Genomic DNA, 21,333 nt, shown 5'->3' on the forward strand with positions numbered 1-21,333 from the left:
TGCAAAATACCAAGAGCCCGCTGTTGCCGTTTCAAGGGATTAAGAATTGAATTCCTATTTTTGAGGCCGAAACAAAAAACTCCATGAAATTAAGCCGATTTGCATTTCTGATTCCTTTGCTGTTTTTAGCTTTTGCCTGCGGCAAAAAAGAAGAAGCCTGCGAACTGGATCAGGAAATCTTGGATCAGGATGTTTCGGTGAAAATTACCCGATTGGAGGACGAATTTTTTGGAGCAAAATCAGCTCAAGACTTCCAGTTTTTGTTGGAAAAGTATCCCGACTTTGCGCAAGCCTATTTTCCGTCCGACGCATATGCATCCCCCGATTCTCTGACCGCCAACCTTCTACAGGTGCATCAGGACTCCTCGATGAGGGTGCTTTACGACTCTGTCAAAGTCGAATATCCGGACATTTTGGATATCGAGAAAGATCTGGAAAACGCCTTCAAATACATCAAACATTATTTTCCGGATTTCAAGACACCAACCGTTTACACTTTCGTTTCCGGCCTCAATTCGGATCTGATCGTAACAGAAGATTTGATCGTAATTGGGCTGGATTACTTCCTTCCCGCTGATCATGCGTTCCAGCCGGATATCGCTCGCTACATGGCTGAGCGATACGAAAAACCCTACTTGGTGCCGATGATTGTTTTGGCAATTTCCTCCCAATTCAATTCTATCAATCCTAAGGACAATAGCCTGCTGTCGGAGATGCTCTACTACGGCAAGGCCTACCATTTTGTCAAAGCCGTCATGCCCTGCACTCCGGACCAATACATCATCGGCTACACCCCTGCCGAGATTGCGGAGTGCTACGACAACGAGGAATTCATTTGGTCGCACTTCGTGGAGAACGAGTTGCTCTACGAAACCAATCCCTTCGAAATCCGCAAGTACATCGGTGAAGCACCGTTTACGGATGCGATATCGACTAAGGCACCGGGACGATTAGGCAGATGGCTGGGTTGGAATATCGTGGACGACTATGTCAGTAATGCAGCTGCTTCCTTACCGGACTTGATGAAAGAGTCCGATGCTGAAGTGATCTTCAGGCAGTCTGGATATCGGCCACGTCGCCCGGAGTAGAGTTCGGTTTGGGATCTACCACCTCCAAAAGTCTCTTCACAGCGATCTCCTTCGAGAAATATCTTTCCGCCAATTTTCTCGAGTTTCGGCCCATTCGATCCAATTCTTGTTGATTTTTTTCCAAATCTTCAAGTCTTGAAAAAGCGGTTTCCATCTTTCCCGGAAGACATGAAATCCCAAGTTCGTGGGTTATGACCAAGTTGTAAACCCAGCCCTTGTGATTTACCAAGATTGCTTTTCCGGCTGCCAGCGCGTCAAAAAATTTGTTGGGGCTGTTGGTTTTCAAGACCGGCAGATGTGCAAAAGAAATCCAAGCCAGATCGCTTAGACTCAAGATTTCGTTGACTTCTACTTTGGAGCCAAAAGGAATAAATCGGACGTTTCTCAGATGTTTGTATTCAGCTATTTTCGTTAGTTTTTCGGCATGACTTCCCGCTCCCATTATCAAGAAATTCCAGTTTTTTTGATGTTTCTGGGCCATTTCTGCCAAGTCCAAAAGTTCCTCCACGGCATTCACCTGACCGATAGCTCCCGTATAGGCAATTTTGAGTCCTCCGGTCAATCCAAATTGCTTGGCTCGCCATTGATTGGGTTCGGTAGGGAAAAATGCTTCTAGATCAGAGAAGTTTGGAATCAATGCAACATCACGGTCAGGACTGATTTTTTGGAGATGCGACGCGATCCCGGGAGACAGCGCCACCAAACTCAGGGATTGATCATAAATCTTCTTTTCGAAGGAGTAGAGTATTTTTTTTAGAATCGGGTTTCGTATCGCCCCGACTTGAATTGGTGCCTCCGGCCAGAGATCTCTTACTTCGAAGATATAGGGCAATGCCAGCCTTTTTTTTGCCCAAAGGCCGATCGACCCCGTGGTCAATGGGGTCGATGTGATGTACAACACATCCGGTCTAGGAAGCTTTCTGATCAATCTTCTTGCCTTGACAACAAAATTCCAAAAAGCGCTGATTCTTTTGAAAAACCCAAATCGCTGATCGTATGCGACAGGAAGGTAATGCACCCGAATTCCGTCGATCCACCTTTGATCATATCCAGGCTCATCACGAGCCGTGATCATATCTACCGCTATTCCCGCTTGCACGAGGCCCTTTGCCAAGTGATAAGATCTCACTGCCCCGCCCTGCTCGGGAGTGCGGAAATACTGATGGACGTAGATGAGTCTCATAGCTGGTGCAAGTTCGCCCATTCCGCGAAAAGAAACAGATTATAGAGCGTCAAGAATTGGGTTTTGGCAGCTTGCTCCGGGTTTTGCAAAAGCTGGCGAATCGGTGCAGAAAAGTGCTCTCCGTGACTTTTGTCGAAGGATTTCAGCGTAAAAAAAACCCGGCTTGAAAAGTTTCCTTTTTCACTCAGCCACTCTTGAAGTGGCAAACCAAACCCGAGTTTTTTTCGATTTGCGATCCATCCGAGGTCATTTTCGCGAAGAATATTTTTGATCCAAGGCTTTCCAATAAGAAACGCTGGATCATTCACTTTCTGCCACAGCCCCAAAATCGATGCGTCGAGGTACGGGGAACGGCCTTCGATTCCATGGGCCATCAGGGCATTGTCATGGATTTTCAGCACGTCCTGCACCAGATATACCTGCCGGTCAAAGTCCAGCATGCGCTTGTATTCTGGTAAATTATTATTGAAAATCCGCTCGTAATCGGCACTTAAGTCCGATGGGGGATTTTGCAAAGCAGAGAAATTCAGAAAGGTTTGATTGGGATCATTGGTAACTGCTAACATGTATTTTTTCCAAGCTCTTCCGAAAGGTAACTTCTCAAAAATTCCCGCCCAATTGCTCCAGAAGGCATGTTGTTTCCAATACTTCGCAAAAGCTTCATGGCGCTGATACCCGCCCCAAAGCTCATCAGCTCCCGCACCGGAAACCAGAACCTTCACTTCTGGTTTAGCTCGTTTTCCAATCATCCAAGTCAGAAAACCGGCCGAGTCTCCTATTGGAAGATCGACACTCTGGAGGTATGCATCCCAGTTTTCGAAGAAGATATCTTGATCGATCTCAATCAGCCGATGGGCTGCGGGGATTTGCCTCGCAAACCGGGTAGCTGAATCAGCGTCGTTGTATTTTGCCCGGTACTTTTTCTCAACTTGAACGGTGTAGGCGGGAAGTGAAATCCCTGTCTGTTGGTACCAAAGCGCATAGAGCAAGCTGCTGTCTGCACCTCCACTCAGGAGCACGCCAACCGAAACGTCTGCATGAAACTGGTTGAGGATGGCATTTTCCAAAGTCAGCTGAAATGTCGCTTGATTTGGGATATTTTCTGGAGCCTTGGGAGCATGGATTGTATCCCATCGAAAAGTGTCCTGTCTAGAAATAGTGCTGTATCGCCCGGGCTTCCAAGCTCGGATGCCACGATAAAATGTCTTGCCGGGCGATGGTGTCCTGAGATAGAAATAATGCTCCGCCTGCTCCCAGTCGGGTCGATGAGGTTGAAGGCTTGCAATTCCACTGATTTTAGAGGAAATCGTCAAAGTTTCATTATTCTGAGAATAGTAAAGCGGCTTTTCGCCATTTCGGTCGGTGGCTACCAAAACAGACTTACTGACCAGATCGATGTAGATCAGCGCAAACATCCCATTGAGTTTTTCCAATCCCTGTGCCCCAAAAAGCCTGAGGCAATGGAATAGAACTTCCGTGTCTGACTGGGTGACGAACTCAATTCCAATCTTTGACAGCAAACTTCTTAACTCCTGAAAATTATAGATCTCCCCGTTAAAAACCAGCAGCCTTTTTCCCTCGGAATCCCAATATGGCTGATCCGCATCGGGGCCTGGATGAAGAATCTGAAGCCGATTTACCCCGATCCATAGCCCTGTCCAGGGAGAATAAATTGCAGACTGATCCGGCCCCCTGTGTTGGGAAGCATCGACCAGTTTCTGGACCGCCTCCTTATTTGCCCCCTTTCCCCAAATTAAATGAATTCCACACATTAAGAATCTTGGTCTTCGAGGGTGACTTTCCCCTGGTTTTTAGAATAATACTTGCAGAAATGGGTGATCGTACACGCTTCGCACTTGGGTCTGCGCGCCAGACAGACGTATCTCCCGTGGAGGATCAGCCAATGGTGCGCGACGTGGATGTATTGCTTGGGAATATTTTTGACCAATTGTTTTTCGACTTCCAAAGGTGTTTTGGCAGTCAATGGTACAAGTCCAAGTCTTCTTGAAACGCGAAATACATGCGTGTCAACGGCCATGTTGGGTTGATTCCACACCACCGAGGTGATGACGTTTGCCGTCTTTCGTCCAACGCCGGGGAGTTTGATCAATTTGTCCACCGTATCTGGAATCTCGTTGTCAAAATCCTCTACGAGCATCTTTCCCAAGCCTAACAGGTGCTTGGTTTTGTTGCTCGGGTACGAGACCGACTTGATGTAGGGGTAGAGTTCGTCGAAGTGGGAAGCCGCCAAATGCGCCGGGGTGGGAAAGTCCCGAAACAATGGCGGCGTCACGATATTTATTCGCTTGTCGGTGCATTGCGCAGAAAGCACGACAGCAACGAGCAGTTGGAAGGGATTCTCATAGTGCAGCTCTGTCTCGGCTGCAGGCATGTTTTCGGAAAAATGGCTGATAAATGCGTCGTACCGCTGTTTTTTGAGCATGCAAGTTTGGACTATTGGAGATTTGAAGTTAGCTGAGGCCTTGGATATGAAAAGGATTTTCACCGAAAATGTTTTGTGTAATCACCTAATATATTTCAAGTATTCATTGATCGACTTGGTTATGTCCTAATCTTGCTCAGATTTATGCCAGAAAAAGCCTGAGCATCAGCGAAATTCAGTAACGTCGCCTCGAATTTTGATTCTTTTCTTTTCAGCGTAGTCAGTCCGGTTTATTTTTGGCCAACAATGAAAAACTTTCTGTTAACCCTCGTCTTTGGCCTTCTTCTTTTCCCGGCTATGGCTCAGCAAAAAACCAAAAAGGCCATTTTGATCATCGTCGACGGCATTCCTGCGGATGTGGTTGACTCCGTGCCTACACCTTATATTAACCAGATCAGCCGGGTAGGTGGATTCACCAAAGCGATCATGGGAGGCGATCCAGGCACTTACAGTCAGACTCCGACCATCTCAGCGGTGGGTTACAATTCGATGCTGACGGGAGTTTGGGCTAACAAGCACAACGTCTGGGGCAACGGCATCGAGGATCCGAATTTTAATTACTGGACGATCTTCCGGGCTTTCCAGGAAGCCAATCCGGAAAAGAAGACTGCGATTTTTTCTACTTGGCTGGACAATCGCACCAAGTTGCTTGGGGACAATTTGCCGCAGACGGGCCATTTCACTCCGGACTACTACTTTGATGGATTTGAGTTGGACACAGTTAATTTTCCCCACCAAAAAGACCGCTCACACATCCACAAAATCGACGAAGCGGTGTCGAAGGAAGCCGCACGCTACCTTCGCGAAAAAGCGCCTGATCTTTCCTGGATGTACCTGGAATACTCCGACGACATGGGCCACACCTTTGGCAACAGCCCTCAGATGGTAGATGGCGTTAAAAAAGCCGACGTTCAAATCGGCAGGATTTGGGAGGCGATCCAATACCGGGAAAAGAACTTTGACGAGGACTGGCTGATCGTGATCACGACCGATCACGGAAGGACTGCCGATGGCTTCGGCCACGGCGGACAAAGCAAGCGAGAGCGGACGATTTGGATCGCTACGAACGGTAAAGACCTGAATGCCCATTTTGAAGATTCTCCCGAGATGGTGGACATTTTTCCAAGTGTTGCCTTTCATCTGGGTTTAGAACTGCCAAAAAAACAGGCGATGGAATTGGACGGGAGCCCGTTCATCGGTGCTGTGGATGGAGCAAACTTAAAGGCCGAGCTGTCGGGAGGAAACCTGGAACTGACTTGGAAGTCCTATTCCAAAGGAAAAACCGGAAGGGTGTGGGTAAGCACGACCAACCATTTCCAAACTGGTGGGCTGGACAATTACTCACTGATGGGCGAAGTCAAATTGGAAGATAATCGCGCCAGTTTCCCTACTGAAGGAATGGAGTCGGACTTTTACAAAGTCGTACTGGAGACTCCGAGTGGCTATTTGAATTATTGGGTTGTCAGGAAATAATCAAGGATTAAGCGCTCTCAGCAGAAGGAGGCAGGTCAGAAAAAAAGAAAATACCAAGAGGGTCAGGGACAGGAGCGCAGCAACAGAATAGCGGCTTTCCGGATAACTTTCCTTCAATTTGGCCATGCTAAGTCTGTGTTGCCAGAGGGATAAAATCAGGATCACTTGGGAAATGAAATAAAATACCAGGGCTAATTCTCTGCCGGTGAAGGATTCAAAAAGCGGGCTTTTTCCAGATTCTACCCGCCTGTAGAAAAACTCATAGATACCAATTCCGATCCCGATAAACGTCAGTGCTGTGCGAACCCACGCCAGCTGAAGTCGCTCAAAGGCAGTCCGCGTCCGTTCCAATTGGATCAGTTTCTTTGCGTTTTTCTTTCGGGATTTTTCCAAATCCTGTTCTTCAATCAGTCCAGACATTGCGGGAGGTTTTTCGATAGTGATTTTAATCAAAAAACTCTTGATAATACAAGATTTGACTGATGTGTTTGCTGGCAATTTTATTTGGTGATTGCCCTTGAAAGATCGGACCAAGCTTCCCGTGATTTTTCCGAAATTTGTCATCTTTGGAATTCACTTTTTGATATGACTGAAACATGAACGATTCTAAACGCTGACAAATGAATTTTTGCTACCTAGAAAAAGAGGAACTAAGAATGGCTCTCCTTTTCTTTTTAAGCTTCTTGCCAAGTCTTTCTTCATTTTCTCAAACGCGTCCCAGAGAGCTGGGAGTACCTTTTGGCATCTTGCCGACCGGGCCGCTCAATGCGATCACGGATGTGAATGGCTTGAAAGTCGGGCATTTTACCAAGGTCGAAGGAGAGAATATCCGGACTGGTGTCACCGGGATCCTACCACATGGAGGCAATCTTTTCCAAGAAAAAGTCCCAGGAGCGATCTTCGTCGGCAACGGCTTTGGCAAGCTGGCCGGGGTCACTCAGGTGCAAGAATTGGGGACAATCGAATCGCCCATTATTCTCACCAACACGCTCAGCGTGGCAGCAGGGATCGAGGGAGCGGTGCGCTATTCTTTGGCACGACCCGGAAATGAAAACGTGCAATCCGTCAATGCGCTCGTCGGCGAGACCAATGACGGCTACCTCAATGATATCCGAGGCATGCACATCTCTCCCGATGAAGTCATCCAAGCCATCGAGTCCGCTAAACCCGGAGCTGTGGCGGAAGGAAATGTTGGCGCTGGCACCGGGACGGTTTGTTTTGGCTGGAAAGGCGGCATCGGAACTTCTTCCAGAAAGCTCCCCGAGTCGCTGGGGGGCTATACGGTGGGCGTATTGGTGCAGACCAATTTTGGGGGAAATCTCCAAATTGCCGGAGTGCCGGTGGGAGAAAAGCTCGGCAAATATCCCTTCAAGGATGCGCTCGAAAAGTCCGATGGCAGCTGCATGATCGTCGTGGCAACGGATGCTCCCGTGCTGGAACGCAATCTCGAGCGCATGGCGCAGCGGGCAATGATGGGCTTGGCCAAGACCGGCGGCATCGCATCGAACGGATCGGGAGACTATGTGATTGCTTTCTCCACCAATGAAAAACTGCGGGTGCCCTATTCCAATCCCTCTCAGGCACTTCTGACGGCAGAATTTCTCGGAAATGACGACATGACGGCACTTTTTCTCGCAGTCATCGAAGCAACCGAGGAGGCGATTGTCAATTCACTTTTCGCAGCGGAAACGATGACTGGAAAAGACGGGCATGGCGTCGAAGCCTTACCCAAGCAGGAAGTCCTGACTTGGATCAAAAACAACAAGTAGTTTATTCTAATTTTTCGATGGAAGATTCTGAGATCAAAAAACAGCAGGACATGACCTGGCTGGAACATTTGCAGAAAAACAGCTGGGAACCTGAGGTCATCATTTCGGGTATTTCCCTCGCCTTCCTTTTTGTGATTCCCTCCCGATTATTCGATTTCTCCGTGATCCTGATCCAAGATTATGGGCTGGAGCAGATCCCGGCCAGTTTGGTGCTGGTGTATTTTTCGGTGATCATTTCCGTGTTCAAGATCTTTTTGGTCACGCATCTGTTGATGCGATTTGTTTGGGCAGGGATGCTGGGGATCACCTATGCTTTCCCGGACGGGATCGTGAAGGAAAAGCTGTTTAAAATGTCCCAATCGGTGGACTATTATCCCCCGCAATACTACCTGCTTAAGTTGGAGCGATGGTGCAGCATGCTGTATGGGGCACCGATTGCGGTTGCCATTCCCATTTTCTCATTTACGCTGTATCTCATCGCTTTGATCGGGATCTATCTCGTGTTCAATCTTGATTTTGATGTCGTCTACGTAGTTTTCATGGTTACAGTGATTGGTTTTTCCATTGCGACTCTGGTGTGGAGCAAGACCAAGGCTATGGTGGGAAAAAGTATGAGTGGAACGGTCGGAGCGATCTATCAAAGCAATCTTGGAAAATGGTTCTTTGTTTCATTTTCTCTAGGCTTGCTCGTGCTGGCGATGCCATTTATCGTACAGGATCTCAGTGGATTTTCGGCTTACTACACCAGTATTGACATAGACAGTTCCGACTACGAATGGCCGGATGATCGGGCCTATTTCGAGGAGTATAATCCGGATGGAAAGCGCTTTGCAAGGATGTGGACACCGAGCAAGATGGTATCCGGAGACGTGCTGAACCTCTACCTTGTTCGCTACGAGCGGGAGGAAAATTCAATTCCGCAGATGAATGAACTGCTGCTGGAGAGCGACACGATTGCTTGGGAAAAAGTGGAATCACTCGCAGATCAGTACCGGATCTATCTCAACGACTCCCTCCTCAACGCCGAAAAATGGGTGAAAGTACGAGCCGGACTTGCCGGTCAAAAAGCCCTGCTGGGTCAGATCCCAACGGGTCACCTCTCTCCGGGAATACACGAAATCAGGCTTGAAAAGCTGACGTATGTGCCGCCTTTTTTGACATGGGGTAACCAGCTTCGCCACCGGAAAAAGTGGGCGAGGTTTGAGTTTGTGAAGGAGTAAATGATGGAAGACCGAAGACGGGAGACCAAAGTCGCGTACTTACCAATGTAAAAGCCGTTCTATTCTTCTCTCAAAGTATCGAACATCAGTACTAAAGAATCACATTCGTATCCGCCACTCCTTGGGGTAGTAGTTATTCACGCGATTGCCGAGGTTTTTGACCCAACCAAGAGGCAGGTCTTGGTAGGTCATCAGCACCCAACCATTGAGTAGTCCTTCGATTTCAAAGTCGTTTTTCCGAAGGAACTCCAAAGCTTGTTCTGTTGAAAGTTCGTGGCTTTGGAATTGATCTTTTGGCAAAAGAGAAAGCGCCCACTCATGCGAAGGAATCCAGTCTTTCTTCTGCTTTTTGCCCAACTCCACGCCAAAATAGCGCAGGCTCAGGTGGAGCGATAGCTTTTCGAAATGCCTGAAAAAATCCCGGTTGATTCGGAAGTAAGAGTCATTCAACGTGTAGTACTTTCCCGTTCCGTCAAAGCCCAATTCGGCATCAAGGGCACGTTCTTCATTCATACTGACCGATTTCAAGACCGGATGCTTGAAGTCTTTGATCTTGCCCGGCTCCAAGGTGGAGGCGGATTCGGGTCGTTTCAGGACGGTGATGAAAAAGCCCTCGCCCTGAACTTTGTGAGGAAAAAATCGATAACCGAAAAACGTCCCTTCGGGAGTTTCGACCGAAGATTCTACGATATTCCAGGTCGGATCGAGCGGGACTTTCACGGGCTCAAAAGCAAACTCTTCCGTCAGAAAGCGGATCATGTCTTCGTTTTCCGACTCGTTGAAGGTGCAGGTCGAATAGAGCAGATAGCCGCCGCCCCTAACCAATGCTCCGGCCTTATCCAGGATTCGCTTTTGGCGGGCGGAGCAGAGCTGGACATTGTCGGGCGACCACTCTTCCCGGGCCTGCGGATCCTTGCGAAACATACCCTCGCCGGAGCACGGAGCATCCACCAGCACCAAGTCGAAGAATCCCTCCAAAGGCTCAAAATGATCCGGGTCGTTGTTGGTGACGACCGCATTGCCGAGTCCCCATTTGACGAGGTTTTCTTTGAGGATTTGAGCCCGCGGCTGAATTACTTCATTGGCGACGAGCAAGCCGTCATTGCGAAGGTAGGAGGATAGCAAGGTTGATTTGCCTCCGGGAGCAGCTGATAAGTCCAGATAAACTCCCTTCGGGATCGCGTGTGAATTCAGGATGTGTTCGATGAACATGGAGGAAGCTTCCTGCACGTAGTAGGCTCCGGCGTGGATGGCCGGATCGAGCGTGAAGCTGGGCCGTTCTTCCAGAAAAAATCCCCGCTGGGACCACGGAATCGGGCTTTTTGCCCAGGAAGGTGAAAAAGGTTTGGCGGCATTGAGACGGATCGAAGTGCGCGAGGGCTTGTTGATCGCCTGTTTGAATTGCTCAAATTCGGCATCGCCGAGTAGCTCGAGCATCTGGGACTCAAAGGCCGGAGGGAGCTGGATGTCTGGCATGGGACAAAGATAGTTTTTTTGGCCAACGGCCGACAGTCAACAGTCCACGGTACATCGCTTTAGCAATGCCTTGCGGTGGTCCGTCGTCTGTGGAATGTTGACCTTTTTCCTTATCTTCCAAATAAAAAGAATGCAACTCATCGCCGACATCCTCATTGCCGCTATCGCAGCGCTGCACCTTTACTTTCTTTATTTCGAGATGTTCGCCTGGGACACGATTGGGCGAAAGACCTTCAAGCAAATCCCGCCGGAGGTTTTTCCCAAAACCAAAGTCTTGGCTGCCAACCAAGGTCTGTACAACGGTTTTTTGGCCGCAGGCTTGGTTTGGTCACTGCTGATCGAGGATCATCACTGGTCGTTTTATGTGGCTGTGTTTTTCCTGAGCTGCGTGCTGGTAGCGGGATTTTACGGCGCAGCGACGGCAAGTAAGAAGATCTTTTTTGTGCAGGGCTTACCGGCGCTGATCGCTTTGATCTTGCTGCATTTGAGGTAGGAGTATTTCACCGCAGTGAAATGGAATTAGACAATCTGAATTCCGGTTTCTTTTACTTTTGTCAAAAGAGGTGAATTGTCGGAATCTTCGTATTGATCAGTCCCAACCAAAAAAGGCTCAATCCTCGAATTTACTTGACGTGTGAGGCGCCAAGCTTTTCCTGCCAAACGGTCATTTGATTTTTCAAAACCATCGGAGACTAAAAGTACATCTATATCACTTTGATCCGTTGCCGAATCATCTGAGTAACTTCCATATAGAAAAGCTTTGCTCACCGAAATCCCTTCGGATCGGAGCAACTCAATGTACTTTTTCAACAGTTCTATAACTTCTCTTTGAGCCATGTCAAATGTAATATCGTTTGCCTGCTCTTTCAGACCAACTGATCTTCAAAAAAACCCTGCCTTCTTTAATCCGCTTCTCCACTCTAGATGTACGGTTTGCGCCGGGTCATGCGGCGTAAATCGTACATCTGAAATCCAAAATCAACTCACAAATCATCCTCCTCCAGCTCCTCATCTCCTCCCATATCAAACATGGAGCTGAACAAGTCCTTGAACTGCAAGCCCGTGTCCAGCAGTTTTTTGCTGAGCTGGGAGTATTCCGCCAAGCCGTGCAGGGCAAATTCCATAAAGAACTCCTTCTCCTTTTCGGGAAGGTTTTTCACCAGCTGGGTCACCACTTCCTCCAAGCCAGGCACAGAATGGAGGAGGCTCTTGTACTCCTTGTCCGGCTGGGAAGCCAAGATATCCAAGGCATTTCCCTCGCCAAACCAAGCCAATGGGATCACATAAGGATTGCCGTTTTTGTCTTTTTTCTTCTGTTCGGGAGAAGGGAAATAGTTCACAAATTGCGTCCGGATTGCTTTTCCGATCAGGTTGTAAGCGACCAGCCCGGCACCCTCCTGCTCGCCTTCATAAACGAGTTCGACCTTGCCGGTAATGGCCGGGATCACGCCAATGAGGTCAGCGATCCGCACGATAGTATTGCTTTCTCCATTCAGGTAAAGCCGTCTTTCGGCCGCTGAAATGAGGTTTTCGTATGCCGAAATCGTCAATCTGGCCGATACCCCACTTTTTTCATCGACCAGTTCCGAACTTCTCGCCTCGATGGCGATCTGCTCGATAAGGTCCTTCATCAGGTCCGGCACGTAGATATTTTCCACCGGCTTGCCTTTCAAGTTTGCTTCTTGGGCGGTGATTCTGCGGCCGATTTCGATAGATTTCGGATAGTGCGTGATGATCTGGCTTTCTATTCGATCCTTCAGCGGAGTTACGATGCTGCCCCGGTTGGTGTAGTCCTCCGGGTTTGCAGTGAAGACAAACTGGATGTCCAGCGGAAGTCGGAGCTTGAAGCCTCGGATCTGGATATCACCCTCCTGCAGGATGTTGAACAGCGCCACCTGAATCCTTGCCTGCAAATCCGGCAGCTCGTTGATCACAAAGATGCATCGGTTGGAGCGGGGCACGAGTCCGTAGTGAATCACCCGCTCGTCGTTGTAGCTGAGCTTCATGGTGGCAGCCTTGATGGGATCGACGTCTCCGATCAGATCGGCCACCGACACGTCCGGCGTGGCGAGCTTTTCCGCATAGCGCTCATCCCGATGCATCCAGACGATCGGCGTGGTGTCGCCTCGCTCATCGACCATCTTTTTCCCAAAAGAAGAAAGCGGCTGCATCGGATCATCGTTCAGCTCAGAGCCATAGATCACCGGGACATACTCGTCCAGCAGCTGGGTCATCATCCGCGCGATTCGGGTTTTGGCCTGACCGCGAAGTCCAAGGAGATTTATATTATGTCGGGATAGGATGGCCCGCTCGATGTCTGGGATGACCGTATCCTCATAGCCCCAGATTCCTTCGAAGACGTTTTCCTTGCGCTTGATCTTGAGGATCAGGTTGTCGCGAAGTTCTTCTTTGATGGATTTGGGCTGGTAGCCAGAGGCCTTGAGTTGGCCGAGAGTTTTGATTTGGGTAAGTTCTTTTCCGCTCAGTCTTTGGTAGTCCATGTGGGTTAAAAGCGTTTGGTTCGGTTTCGTCTATAGTCTTCAAAAATCAGGTCGCCGAGCCCCTTGAGGCTGCTGTAGTAGGCGTTTCCGTTATTCACTTTGGTAAATTCTTTCACAAATTCCTTGAGATAAGGATCCGAGGCGATCATAAAGGTCGTCACGGGGATCTTGAGTTTGCGGCATTGGGCGGCGAGTTTCAGCGTTTCGCCGAGGATCTTGCTGTCGATGCCGAACGCATTTTTGTAGTATTTGATACCGACTTTCAAGCAGGTAGGCTTCCCGTCGGTGATCATGAAGATCTGCTTGTTGGGATTTTTTCTCCTCCGGAGCAAATCCATGGCGAGTTCCAGTCCCGCGACTGTATTGGTATGATAGGGCCCGACTTGCAGATAGGGCAAGTCCTTGATTTCGATCTGCCAGGCGTCATTTCCGAAGACGATGATGTCCAGCGTGTCTTTAGGGTAGCGGGTTTTGATGAGTTCAGCCAAAGCCATCGCCACCTTTTTGGCAGGCGTGATCCGGTCCTCTCCATAGAGAATCATAGAGTGCGAGATGTCGATCATCAGTACGGTGGAGGTCTGAGAGCGAACCTCATTTTCCATCACCTCCAGATCATCCTCAGTCAGGAGGTAATCACCCGAAAAGCCATGGTTTGCCTGGGCATTTCGCAGGGAATCGGTCAGTGCGATCTGATCCAGATTATCGCCAAACTCGAAGACTCGGCGGTCGGTGCCCCGCTCGTCTCCGGTGCCGGAGTGGGTGGTTTTGTGCTGGCCGGATTTGCCACGCTTGAGCTTGCCAAAGATCTCCTCCAAAGCGGATTTGCGGATGGTTTGCTCGGACTTGCCGGTGATCTTGAATTCGCCTTTTTGGTTTTCCTCGGTGAGGTAGCCTTTGGTCTTCAGATCTTCGATAAAGTCGCCAATGCCATAGTTGGGATTGGTCATGTTGTAGCGCTTGTCCAGATTGGTCAGCCAGCTGAGCGCCTCGGCCACGTCGCCACCGGTCATCGTCACCAGCTGGAGGAAGATGTTCAGGAGGTTTTCGAAGGTGTTTTTCTCCGGATCTTGGGGAGGAACGTACTGGGTAAAGCGGAAGCCTTTCATTTTGAGACGTTAGTAGCAAGATATTAGACCCAAGACCTATCGCCGAAAAGCGGCAAATCCAAGCGAATGAAGCCTGGGTCCTTTAACATGGGTTGATAACAAACGGATGCCAATAGGAGTTTAATATAACAGAGAAAAACTCCGAAAAGATGAAATCGAGCAGACAAAAACGTCAAATAGACGAGCGGATTTCAAGTCTGTGAGATTTCATCGGCCGGTTAAATGTCTGTTCCAACCATATGAAAAACTATCTGACATCGGTGGGGGTTGTGACCGGGATTTTGATCGTCTTTGTCACTTTGATCCAGCTTCAGGTTGCGGAGCTGCTGGCCTGGGGGATTTTTTTGGCCAGTCCGGTTTTTCTCATTTGGATGGTTTGGACGGTGCTGACCGCTCCGGTGGACGTGCCGGAGACTTTTGATGAGCAGTGGTACCAGGATAGGCCGGAATTGAAGAGAAAAGGCTAAGGAGGACTAAGAGGAAAAAAATTCCGCAGGCGTCATCACCGGAATATCGCTAGCATATTTGAATTCCTTTTTGTCCCGGGTAATTATAAAGTCGGATTTGTTAGCCAAAGCCGTATAGTATTGCAAAGCATCTTCTTTGTCCTTGAATTTTGAGTTTAACGAGCTATAGATTACTTGCTTTCCGGCTGAAAGAATCTCACAGGCCGTAATCAGATCGCTCATTGTGAACTCGGCATAGGGAAGTTTGTAGACGTTAAACGCCAGGTAGTAGAGATTGCCCAAGCTGCATTCGGCAATTTGAAGCCTCGCAAGTCCGTCGGAATATAGGGCCAGAAACAACTTTGCATCGCTATAGAACGGCTCTCTTTTCCCCAAAAGATCCAAGACCACATTGGTATCCAAAAAGATCTTAACCATATTTTTCTCTCAGGTATCTGGTCAAAGCTTCTTTGTCTGACTCTTGGGGTGCCTGGGTGGCCTGCATCTCCTCCAATCGTTTCAACAGCCTTTTGGCGGCAAGTTGAGACTCAGACGTTTGAAGGGACGTATCATCTTTTTCAAAAACATCCTCTATTAATCTAGACAGCGAGATCCCTTGGCTTGCTGCTTTCCTCTTTGCCTTTTCAACAATTTCTTTTTTGATTGTCAGCGTCAGTTTCGTTTTCATGGCTACACGTGTTTGAAATAAATATACGTGTGAATTCAGGAAACCATCGATTTCCAACGCTTTTTCTGCAAGACCTACTATAAAAACGAACAGCTGCTTTCGATTTCGCAGATTACGCCACCGATCCATAGCCCGAAAAATTACTTTTGCGGTACCTCTTTCAGGACAAAATCGCCTATTTTGGCCCCTCCAAAAATTGTAAACCACAGAACCGTAAATCTTTCTCCAATAACCTGACCCTGATTGTAGATGCACTTTTCCAAAAAACTTATTATCCTCTCCTGTGCTTCACTGGCGGCTATCGCCAGCTGTACCCCGGAGAGATCCCCCTTTGATGTCTCCCCTGCGGAAAGCTTGGATCCCAAACGGGCCGAAGCTCCTTATCCTCAAATCGCCATTCCGGCGGATTTGGACATGGAATCTCCCCGCTGGAAAGGAATCGACCTGACCCCGGCTCCACCGGTGATCCCTGTCTCTGCCAACGAGGAGGCCAAATCCTTTGTCCTGAAACCCGGATTCAAGATCGAACCGATCCTCTCCGAGCCCCAAATCCGTGAACCGGCAGCGATCCAGTTTGACGGAAATGGGCGCATGTACGTGCTCGAACTCAGAAGCTACATGCAGGATATCGATGCCAGCGGAGAACTGTTTGCTACTTCCCGCATTTCCCGATGGGAAGACAAAGACGATGACGGGGTCTATGAAACCGGCGTGGTGTTTTTGGACAGCTTGGTCTTCCCGAGGTTTGTGGTTCCATTTGGACCCAATACCATCCTCTCGATGGAGTCCAACGAGGATCATGTCTACAAATACACCGACACAGACGGCGATGGCAAGTCCGACAAAAAAGAGCTTTTCGCCACCGGTCTAGGCCGCTCTGGCAACGTCGAGCACCAGACCAGCTTCCTCACCTGGACGATGGACAACTGGATGTATAGCACCTACAATGCCCACCGAATCCGTTGGACGCCGGATGGCGTGATCCAAGAGCCTACAGGAAATCCTTACGGACAGTGGGGCGTAGCCCAAGACAATCACGGCCAGGTTTGGTTTCAGGATGGAGCAGGCGGTACCCCTCAAAATTTCAACTTTCCGATCGTCTATGGCAATTTCCGCGTTCCAGGCCAGTTCCAGGAGGGTTTCCGAGTTCCTTACAGCTTGGTGAAGCTGGCGGACTTCGAACCAGGTATGCGGGAAACCAAAGCGGATATGTCACTTAACAATGTGACCGGTTCGGCTGGAAACGACGTTTTCCGAGGCGACAAACTGCCAAAAGAATTGATCGGGCAATATTTCTACGGCGAACCCGTGGGTCGAATCATCCGCCAGGTGAAATCCACCAAAGAGGAGGGCCTTACCTATATCCAAAACGAATACATCGATTCGGAATCGGAGTTCATCCAATCGACCGATCCACTTTTCCGACCGGTGGACATCGCTACTGCACCGGACGGGACGATGTACATCGTGGACATGTATCGAGGGATCATTCAGGAGGGAAACTGGACACAGGAGGGAAGCTATCTCCGCACCAAGATCCAACAATACCAGATGGATGACATCATCGGCAACGGCCGAATCTGGAGAGTGACCTACGATGGCATGCCACGGAGCAAAGAAAAGCCCCGCATGTACGACGAAACAACCGCCGAGCTGGTGAAGCATCTGGAGCATCCCAACGGCTGGTGGAGAGATATGGCCCAGCAAAACATCATCCTTCGCCAAGACAAATCCGTGGTGGGCGAGCTTGAAAAGATGGTCACTTCTTCATCCAACGAACTGGCGAGGATCCACTCCCTTTGGACTTTGGAAGGATTGGGAAGCTTGAAAGCTGAGACGGTCAAAAATCTGATGAAAGACCCAAGCTCGGTGATTCGAATCCAGGCACTGAGAGCCAGTGAGACCTTGTACAAATACGGAGAAAAAAGCCTGGCGGAAAATTACCGGGCGATGCCTTTGGATGCTGATCCGAGTGTCGCCATCCAGGCTCTTCAAAGTGCCTACATCCTGAAGATCGAGGATGCCGACAAACTTTTAAAGTCTAGCCAGCAAGTTAACCAAAGCAAAGGTGTTCAGTTGGTTACCACTCAGCTTTTGGAAAGAGAAGAAGAAGCGAAGAAGGCTGCTGCTACCCGATATTCGCCGAAGGAGCAGGCGCTTTTTGCCCAAGGCAAGACCATCTTTGACAGCTACTGCTCGACCTGTCATGGGGTAAAAGGCCTTGGCACCCCAACCGGTGCGGGGGATCTGATCGCTCCTGCATTCTCGGGTTCGCCGCGGATCATGGGCCATCCGGAGTATGCAGTGAAAACCTTGTTGCACGGCCTCACTGGAGCGATCGAAGGCAAAGAATACGAAGGAGTCATGATCTCCATGAGCTCCAATGATGACCAATATATCGCCTCGGTGGTATCCTACATCCGCAATGAATTTGGTAACAAAGGCAGTTTCGTCGATGCTGACTACGTCGCACAGATTCGCAAGGAAACCGCCAGCCGTGAATCCAACTACAACTACGATGAGCTGGTAGCCGAGATTCCCAAGGCGCTCTTCCTTCAGGACAACTGGAAAGTAACTGCCAGCAGCACCTCCTTGCAGGGAGTTGGTTCGACACGGGATCCTTCCTATGCTTTCGGCTTCAAGGGCTGGAAAACCGAGACCGCCCAAGAACCGGGCATGTGGTTCCAAGTGGAGCTGCCCAAGGAACGGCAGCTAGCCGAAGTCGAATTTGACTCTGGCGCGGAACAGTTTCCCAAGAAATACACGGTCTCCGTATCTATCGACGGCAAGAGCTGGACGGAAGTCGGCAGCGGAACGGGTGTAAAAGGCCTCAATACCGTCCGCCTCAACGCACAGGCAACAGGCCGATTCCTCAAAATCCAGACTACCGAAAAAGGCGAACAGTCCTGGGCGATGAAACAGATGAAGATCTACGCGAGGTAATTGTATGGTTCCGGTCTGTGAGGACACAGACCGGGGCAAAGATTTACTCTAAACAGAACAGCCCGGAATTAGAAGTTTCGGGCTGTTTTTTTGATAAAAGTCCCCAGCACCTGGGAAGTGTAAGCTCAGATAGGAAGCCGCCTTTGCCGAATTTTTGGACTATTTTTCGGAAAAAAACAGTCCATGAGTCCTGCCGAAAAACATGCCGACATCCTCAAGTCCACCGCCAAGCGCCTGGGATTTGACTACTGCGGCATAGCCAAGGCGGAATTTTTGGAGTCGGAGGCACCCCGGCTAGAACATTGGCTCAGCCAAAACTACCAGGGCCAAATGGGCTACCTCGCCAACCATTTTGACAAGCGGCTGGATCCTACTAAGCTCGTGGACGGGGCTAAAACCGTCGTCTCCCTGATCTACAACTACTATCCCGAAAAACAACTACCTCACCAAAAAGGAGATATCAAGCTGGCCAAATATGCATATGGAGCCGATTACCATGACGTGATCCGTGCCAAGCTGACCGAGTTTCTGGAGATCCTCCGGGAAGAAATCGGGGAGATCAACGGGCGTTCTTTTGTGGACTCCGCACCGGTGATGGAGCGGCAATGGGCTCAAAAGGCCGGCTTGGGCTGGCTGGGGAAAAACAGTCTCCTCCTCAACCGGGAAATGGGAAGTTTTTTCTTTCTCGCTGATCTCATCATCGACTTGGAGGCAACACCGGATCTGCCGCTAGCCAAAGACTACTGCGGCACCTGCACGGCCTGCATCGATGCCTGCCCGACCGATGCCATCGTCGGGGATGGCGTGATCGACGGCTCGCGCTGCATCTCCTACCTGACCATCGAGCTGAAGGATGCCATCCCGGAGGAGTTCAAGGGAAAGATGGAAAATTGGGCCTTTGGCTGCGATATCTGTCAGGATGTGTGTCCTTGGAACCGCTTCTCCAAACCCCATTCAGAGCCTGCCTTTCAAGCGAATCCCGAATTGGCTGCATTTACCAATCGGGAATGGAAAGAAATGACCGAGGAAACGTTTAAGCGGGTCTTTGCCAAGTCGGCGGTCAAACGAACTAAATTCTCTGGCTTGAAAAGGAATCTGAACTTTTTGCAAACAGAAAAGGGAGCTGAATTTCTTCCCGCTCCCCCAGATCGTTCTTGATTTCGATTTATCTCAACTTCAAGAGTATTCTTTTTTTGCTGTCTTTCAACCAAAGTTCGCCTGTGGAAACTTGGTAAAACTCGACTCTTTGGAGCGTTTCCAGAAGTTTGTTTTCAAAGGCTTGGTTTTGACAAGTCATGCGCGTAGCGGCCAAGTTTCCAAATTTCAGAGAGTGCTTCTTGCCCATTTCATAGGGCCCGGAAATCCGATTGCAACTGCCGCTGCCGGTCACAGTTTTGTCAGAAGCACTAAAAATGAGGTGAGCATCTTGGAGAGAATTGGAGGTTTGAACCGGTACGCCGAGCATTTCTACCACAGTCCAATGCTTGTTTGTCCAGTTGGAATCAGGGAAGCTACTTTTGCATGAAGAAAAAGAGAGCAGCAGGACGAAGCCCAATATCAAATTTTTCATAAGTCTATCTGGAATGTATGAGTTTGTAAGAGTAAGCACAAAAAGGGCCAAAAAAGCAGCAATGGCCGCTGTTCTACGTAGTTAGAATGCTTTGAGGCTCATATCCAGCGCAGTGACTGAGTACGTCAACGCACCCATAGAGATGAAGTCAACGCCGCATTCCGCGACAAAAGGCAGCGTTTCATCGGTAATTCCTCCAGACGCCTCTGTCAAAAACCGCCCGTCGATCAGTTTTACAGCCGTTTTCATCGTGTCATAATCCATGTTGTCGAGCATAATGTAGTCTATACCGCCGACTTCTAAGACTTGCTGGATTTCTTCCAGATTTCGGGTTTCTACTTCGATCTTGAGGTTCAGGCCTTTTTCCGCCAGGAACCTGCGGGTATTCTCAATTGCCGGACGGATGCCTCCGGCAAAGTCCACGTGATTGTCCTTCAGCATGACCATGTCGTAGAGTGCAAAGCGATGGTTGACTCCTCCGCCGATGAGTACGGCCCATTTTTCCATCAGCCGAAAGTTCGGCGTGGTCTTGCGCGTATCCATCAATTTTGCCTTGGTATGCGAGATCAGCCGAGTCAGTCGCTGAGTTTTGGTTGCTATGCCGCTCATGCGTTGTAGGCAGTTTAGCACCAGCCGCTCGGCGGAAAGTATCGATGCGGAAGAGCCTGAAACGATCAATCCCACATCGCCGAATTTAACTTCGTCGCCATCTTTTTTCAAAAATTCCACCTGAAGTGCTGGATCGACGGCTTTGAATATTTCTCCCGCCAATTCCAGTCCGGCGATGATTCCATCATCCTTGATGAGTAGTTGAGCTTTGCCTGTTTTTTCCACGGGGATAGATGCCAATGAAGAATAATCTCCCGGGCCGATGTCTTCCAAAAGTGCCGAAGTGATAAAAAAGTGGAGGGCTTCAGGAGTAAGATAAGATGGCTTCATGCCGCAAAAATAGCCAAAACTGTTGATTTAAGCGGTTTGCGGCTAGCTTTTTACAAAATCCAAACTATAGATCCGAAAGCTGCTCCCATTTTCGGAGACTTTGATAAAAACCTGAAATTTTCCTGGATTGCTCGAATACTCACCGATATAGGTACTGAGACTTCCTGGATTTTCGTTCTGAAATACGATCGAAAATCCTAAAGACGGATTCTTCTTAAAAAAATCCCGAAGGACGATTTCAGCTTGGTTTTTGGAATATTCGCCCTGTTGACCATTGATGTTCATCGAGATGCTGGAGTCAAAAAAACGCGCCAAATCACTGCTGGAGCCACTTTCGAGAGCAGATATGACCGGCCCGATACTAGCGTCGAGTTTATCTCCCATCGTAGGGGGAGCGATCCAAAGGAAAACGGATAAGAGAATACTTAGCAATTGCATCAGCCTTGTTTGGCAAATTCCAAGCCAAAAAAATATCGGTGCAAGGCCGT

General features: G+C 49.1%; 21 protein-coding genes. 8 read left to right on the forward strand and 13 right to left on the reverse strand.

The genetic code is table 11. The features are described 5' to 3' along the window. Positions 1-83 precede the first annotated feature (83 nt). Positions 84-1,088, forward strand: a complete 1,005-nt coding sequence (gene gldB, locus ABD031_RS01255) for a gliding motility lipoprotein GldB (protein ID WP_343847979.1) — start codon at positions 84-86, stop codon at positions 1,086-1,088. On the opposite strand, the gene ABD031_RS01260 is transcribed toward gldB, so the two are convergent. Genes ABD031_RS01260 through nth form a run of 3 tightly spaced genes read right to left on the reverse strand, consistent with a single transcriptional unit; the run spans position 1,051 to position 4,714 of the window. Next, a complete protein-coding gene (locus tag ABD031_RS01260; RefSeq protein WP_343847980.1) occupies positions 1,051-2,271 on the reverse strand; it encodes a glycosyltransferase family 4 protein in 1,221 nt (406 codons plus the stop codon). The genes gldB and ABD031_RS01260 overlap by 38 nt on opposite strands. Beyond that, positions 2,268-4,043, reverse strand: coding sequence for an asparagine synthase (glutamine-hydrolyzing) (gene asnB, locus ABD031_RS01265; RefSeq protein ID WP_343847981.1), 1,776 nt, complete (start codon positions 4,041-4,043; stop codon positions 2,268-2,270). Before asnB ends, ABD031_RS01260 begins: the two co-directional genes overlap by 4 nt. Continuing rightward, on the reverse strand, positions 4,043-4,714 hold the full coding sequence (gene nth, locus ABD031_RS01270) for an endonuclease III (protein ID WP_343847982.1): 672 nt from the start codon (positions 4,712-4,714) through the stop codon (positions 4,043-4,045). The genes asnB and nth overlap by 1 nt, the downstream gene beginning before the upstream one ends. Positions 4,715-4,960: 246 nt before the next feature. Here nth and ABD031_RS01275 point away from each other — a divergent pair, with 246 nt between their 5' ends. Next, positions 4,961-6,187, forward strand: a complete 1,227-nt coding sequence (locus ABD031_RS01275) for an alkaline phosphatase family protein (RefSeq protein ID WP_343847983.1) — start codon at positions 4,961-4,963, stop codon at positions 6,185-6,187. Here the strand turns inward: ABD031_RS01275 and ABD031_RS01280 are convergent, their stop codons facing one another. Continuing rightward, positions 6,188-6,607 (reverse strand): YidH family protein, encoded by a 420-nt coding sequence (locus ABD031_RS01280; protein WP_343847984.1) that lies wholly within the window; start codon positions 6,605-6,607, stop codon positions 6,188-6,190. Between the two features lie 236 nt (positions 6,608-6,843). On the opposite strand from ABD031_RS01280, the gene ABD031_RS01285 reads away from it, so the two are divergent. Continuing rightward, positions 6,844-7,956 carry a DmpA family aminopeptidase gene (locus tag ABD031_RS01285; protein WP_343849121.1) on the forward strand — a complete coding sequence of 371 codons (1,113 nt, stop codon included), beginning with the start codon at positions 6,844-6,846 and terminating at the stop codon, positions 7,954-7,956. A 17-nt stretch (positions 7,957-7,973) separates the two neighbouring features. Then, a complete protein-coding gene (locus ABD031_RS01290) occupies positions 7,974-9,176 on the forward strand; it encodes a hypothetical protein (protein ID WP_343847985.1) in 1,203 nt (400 codons plus the stop codon). Between the two features lie 99 nt (positions 9,177-9,275). Here ABD031_RS01290 and ABD031_RS01295 read toward each other — a convergent pair whose 3' ends face one another. After that, on the reverse strand, positions 9,276-10,652 hold the full coding sequence (locus ABD031_RS01295) for a methyltransferase RsmF C-terminal domain-like protein (RefSeq protein ID WP_343847986.1): 1,377 nt from the start codon (positions 10,650-10,652) through the stop codon (positions 9,276-9,278). A gap of 130 nt (positions 10,653-10,782) precedes the next feature. Here ABD031_RS01295 and ABD031_RS01300 point away from each other — a divergent pair, with 130 nt between their 5' ends. Further along, the gene (locus ABD031_RS01300) at positions 10,783-11,145 is read left to right on the forward strand and encodes a DUF1304 domain-containing protein (RefSeq protein WP_343847987.1); all 363 of its coding nucleotides are present in this window, start codon (positions 10,783-10,785) and stop codon (positions 11,143-11,145) included. 26 nt (positions 11,146-11,171) lie between these two features. Here the strand turns inward: ABD031_RS01300 and ABD031_RS01305 are convergent, their stop codons facing one another. From ABD031_RS01305 to ABD031_RS01315, 3 genes are all read right to left on the reverse strand, one after another. After that, positions 11,172-11,489, reverse strand: a complete 318-nt coding sequence (locus ABD031_RS01305) for a nucleotidyltransferase domain-containing protein (protein WP_343847988.1) — start codon at positions 11,487-11,489, stop codon at positions 11,172-11,174. 146 nt (positions 11,490-11,635) lie between these two features. Beyond that, positions 11,636-13,153: a magnesium chelatase gene (locus ABD031_RS01310; protein ID WP_343847989.1), complete on the reverse strand. Its 1,518-nt coding sequence runs from the start codon at positions 13,151-13,153 to the stop codon at positions 11,636-11,638. Positions 13,154-13,158: 5 nt separating this feature from the next. Next, entirely contained in the window at positions 13,159-14,259 is a 1,101-nt protein-coding gene (locus tag ABD031_RS01315; protein ID WP_343847990.1) for a vWA domain-containing protein, read from the reverse strand. A 239-nt stretch (positions 14,260-14,498) separates the two neighbouring features. Between ABD031_RS01315 and ABD031_RS01320 the strand changes: the two genes are divergently transcribed. Beyond that, on the forward strand, positions 14,499-14,726 hold the full coding sequence (locus tag ABD031_RS01320; protein WP_343847991.1) for a hypothetical protein: 228 nt from the start codon (positions 14,499-14,501) through the stop codon (positions 14,724-14,726). A 6-nt stretch (positions 14,727-14,732) separates the two neighbouring features. Here the strand turns inward: ABD031_RS01320 and ABD031_RS01325 are convergent, their stop codons facing one another. Both ABD031_RS01325 and ABD031_RS01330 read right to left on the reverse strand, forming a co-directional pair. After that, complete coding sequence (locus tag ABD031_RS01325; protein ID WP_343847992.1) at positions 14,733-15,143, reverse strand: type II toxin-antitoxin system VapC family toxin; 411 nt, start codon at positions 15,141-15,143, stop codon at positions 14,733-14,735. Further along, entirely contained in the window at positions 15,136-15,393 is a 258-nt protein-coding gene (locus ABD031_RS01330) for a DUF6364 family protein (protein WP_343847993.1), read from the reverse strand. Before ABD031_RS01330 ends, ABD031_RS01325 begins: the two co-directional genes overlap by 8 nt. Before the next feature lie 249 nt (positions 15,394-15,642). On the opposite strand from ABD031_RS01330, the gene ABD031_RS01335 reads away from it, so the two are divergent. Beyond that, positions 15,643-18,336, forward strand: coding sequence for a DUF7133 domain-containing protein (locus ABD031_RS01335; protein ID WP_343847994.1), 2,694 nt, complete (start codon positions 15,643-15,645; stop codon positions 18,334-18,336). Between the two features lie 183 nt (positions 18,337-18,519). Continuing rightward, a complete protein-coding gene (gene queG / locus ABD031_RS01340; RefSeq protein ID WP_343847995.1) occupies positions 18,520-19,494 on the forward strand; it encodes a tRNA epoxyqueuosine(34) reductase QueG in 975 nt (324 codons plus the stop codon). 7 nt (positions 19,495-19,501) lie between these two features. Here the strand turns inward: queG and ABD031_RS01345 are convergent, their stop codons facing one another. The 3 genes from ABD031_RS01345 to ABD031_RS01355 all read right to left on the reverse strand — a co-directional run bounded on the left by ABD031_RS01345 (position 19,502) and on the right by ABD031_RS01355 (position 21,283). Continuing rightward, a complete protein-coding gene (locus ABD031_RS01345; RefSeq protein ID WP_343847996.1) occupies positions 19,502-19,906 on the reverse strand; it encodes an META domain-containing protein in 405 nt (134 codons plus the stop codon). An 81-nt stretch (positions 19,907-19,987) separates the two neighbouring features. Then, complete coding sequence (gene nadC, locus ABD031_RS01350) at positions 19,988-20,845, reverse strand: carboxylating nicotinate-nucleotide diphosphorylase (RefSeq protein WP_343847997.1); 858 nt, start codon at positions 20,843-20,845, stop codon at positions 19,988-19,990. 42 nt (positions 20,846-20,887) lie between these two features. Beyond that, positions 20,888-21,283 (reverse strand): DUF4783 domain-containing protein, encoded by a 396-nt coding sequence (locus ABD031_RS01355; RefSeq protein WP_343847998.1) that lies wholly within the window; start codon positions 21,281-21,283, stop codon positions 20,888-20,890. Positions 21,284-21,333 lie beyond the last annotated feature (50 nt).

Source organism: Algoriphagus jejuensis (assembly GCF_039523455.1).
GTDB classification, from domain to species: domain Bacteria; phylum Bacteroidota; class Bacteroidia; order Cytophagales; family Cyclobacteriaceae; genus Algoriphagus; species Algoriphagus jejuensis.